Raw genomic sequence first — 2942 nt, 5'->3', positions numbered from 1 at the left:
ATCCAACACGACGGCGCGTACGGATGCCAAATTAATCGAGCCGCGCATGATATGATCCCGCAACCGCCCTGGTGTCGCGACCACAATATGTGCCCCTCGGGACAGCGCCCGGCGTTCGTCGCGCATATCCATGCCGCCAACGCATGAGGCAATGAAGGCCCCCGCATCCGCATAGAGCCACCCCAGTTCTCGTTTGACCTGCAGCGCCAACTCTCGCGTCGGCGCAACAACCAACGCCAAAGGCGCGCCTGCCACATCGAAAACCTGCGCATCGCTCAAAATTGTTGGTGCGATGGCCAAGCCGAACGCGATGGTTTTTCCTGATCCGGTCTGCGCCGAAACTAACAAGTCTCGTCCCTGCAAATCCGGTGCGGACACGGCCTCCTGAACAGGGGTCAGCGTGTCGTATCCTTTACGCTTCAATGCGATTGCGAGTGTCGGGTTCATGGCTCAGCTCTCCGGAGTGATACGGTCACCCTCAGAGCTTCCGACACACGGGTCATAGTAGAAGCGCAGTCCATACTGCGAGGAGAACCGGATGTATAGATCGGAAAATGCGCCTCCCAATGAGCCTCCCCAACGGAACAGGTCCACACTTATGTTAAGGTTGTCCGCCATCAGCACCCATGGAACAGACTAGGTTGATTGCGTAGCGGAGGATTTCAGGCTCATCGTAACCATCAGAGAGTGGAGATGAGAATGAAATCCGGGAAACAGAAAGCGTCAGCAGAGAGAGTTGTCAAAGACATCCGCAGGAAGACACGGCGCCAGCATTCGGCAGAGGAGAAGATCCGTATTGTGTTGGATGGGCTTCGTGGTGAAGACAGCATAGCGGAGCTGTGTCGCCGTGAAGGAATAGCTACGAGCCTGTATTACAGCTGGTCGAAAGAGTTCCTTGAGGCCGGTAAGAAGCGGTTGGCTGGCGATACCGCACGCCAGGCTACCAGCTCTGAGGTGAAGGATTTGAGAGCGGAATCGTCGGCGCTGAAAGAGGTAGTCGCCGACCTGACCCTTGAGAACCGGCTGCTCAAAAAAAGCATGTTCGAGGATGGGGGAGACGACGAATGAGATATCTGTCACCCAACAGTCGCTGCTTGCAGCGATGAGAGGGCAACATCCGAAAAGCTTGAGATCATCCGGCTGGTTGACGGTTCGCACCTGCCGATCAAACGCACACTGGAAAAGCTCGGCATTCCCAGAACGACCTTCTACCGCTGGTACGACAGGTATCTGTCTTTCGGCGAGGCCGGGCTTGAGGATCGCCATTCCCGGCCAGGTAGGGTTTGGAACCGCATCCCCGACAAGGTGCGCAAGCAGATCGTGGAACTGGCTCTGGAAGAACCCGAGTTATCGCCCCGCGAGCTTGCGGTGCGGTTCACCGACACCAGGCGCTACTTCGTTTCTGAGGCCAGTGTTTACAGGCTTCTGAAGGCACAAGATCTGATCACTAGCCCAGCCTGCATCACCATCAAAGCGGCGGATGAATTCCATGAGAAGACTGTGCGGCCGAACCAGCTTTGGCAGACCGACTTCACCTATCTCAAAGTCATCGGTTGGGGCTGGTTCTACCTGTCTACGATCCTGGATGATTACAGCCGTTACGTTGTCTCTTGGCGCCTTTGCACCACGATGAAAGCTGACGATGTCACAGGAACGCTGGAAGACGCTTTGGCTGCATCAGGTTGTGACAGTGTCACCGTTGCCCACAAGCCCCGGCTGCTCAGCGACAACGGCAGCAGTTACATCTCTGGCGAGTTGGCGAAATGGCTGGATGAGCAGGGTATGGATCATGTTCGGGGAGCGCCCAACCATCCGCAGACCCAGGGCAAGATTGAGCGATGGCATCAGACGATGAAGAACCGTGTCCTGCTGGAAAACTACTATCTGCCAGGAGCGCTCGAACAGGCCATCGGCGACTTCATCAATCACTACAACCACAACCGATACCACGAGAGCATCAGCAATCTGACACCCGCCGATGTCTATTTCGGTCGAGCCGAAACAATCCTCAGACGCAGAAAGGAAATCAAACACCAGACAATCCAGAAACGCCGCTTGCTGCATCATCAGAACGCGGCGTAGATTGAAACTGCGGCGAGCCTGATCCTCCTAAGCCAATCAAACGCTCGTGTTCCAAATCATTCGATGACGGACACGCAGTTCTGGTAGCGCGTGCTGGGACTGACAGGAGTAGGTCGTGACGACCTCAGACACGGGTGGCAACTATTCTGTGGCAGAACCGAGGGCGAACTCGGCCAAGAATACCAAACTGCTGTACATTCCCGATCATCAGGTAATCAAGAACTGCGAAACAGAACCGAGCAATGTTCGCCTGTGTTTCATAAAATTGTAGCAATGAGAATCCTGTTAGAGCATTGGTGGTTAGTTCCAATGCAAAGTCGTATTCTGAGAGTGTGTTGGTTTCTTGGGACGCGCCAATTTTCCGGTATTTATTTCGCGTCTACGTCAATCGCTTCGCCCAGTGTTTTAAGCAATTCATTCAGGTTTTCGCGCTGCGTGGGTGATAACCCTCTCAAGAGCCGATGTTGTGTTTCAACGTGATCTGAAACGACATTTTCGATTTTTGAGAACCCGGCCTTGGTCAAACGTATCAAAAAACCCCGTTTATCTTCAGGATTTGGTACGCGCTCTACCAGACCTGCCTTGACGAGCTGGTCAATCCGGTTGGTCATTGTCCCGGACGTCACCATGGTCAGGTCAAGCAATTCCCCGGGCGACAAGCCTTCAGGCTTTCCGGATCTGCGCAGAGTCGCCAGTACATCAAAGCTGGCGAGGTTTAGCCCGTAAACCTTCCAGGTTTTGTCCATCTCTTTTCTGAGTTGATCCACCAGGCGGGAGAGACGCCCAATCGTTTCCATCGGTCCGACATCAAGGTCGGGTCGGGCTTTGTTCCATTGCGAAATGATACGATCAATGTGGTC

The 2942-nt window shown here is 54.3% G+C and carries 2 protein-coding genes and 1 pseudogene; 1 reads left to right on the top strand and 2 read right to left on the bottom strand.

The annotated features are described in order from the left end of the window. Positions 1–447 (bottom strand): DEAD/DEAH box helicase (locus ACR0AO_RS25250; RefSeq protein ID WP_480609724.1); only part of this gene is annotated, 447 nt, incomplete at its 3' end. Between the two features lie 246 nt (positions 448–693). Here ACR0AO_RS25250 and ACR0AO_RS25245 point away from each other — a divergent pair. Continuing rightward, a pseudogene (locus ACR0AO_RS25245) lies at positions 694–2082 on the top strand (IS3 family transposase). Between the two features lie 368 nt (positions 2083–2450). On the opposite strand, the gene ACR0AO_RS25240 reads toward ACR0AO_RS25245, so the two are convergent. Further along, positions 2451–2942 (bottom strand): MarR family winged helix-turn-helix transcriptional regulator (locus ACR0AO_RS25240; RefSeq protein WP_480609721.1); only part of this gene is annotated, 492 nt, incomplete at its 5' end.

This window comes from Ruegeria sp. AF8, from assembly GCF_056541825.1.
This window is presented reverse-complemented; position numbering and strand designations above follow the sequence as displayed.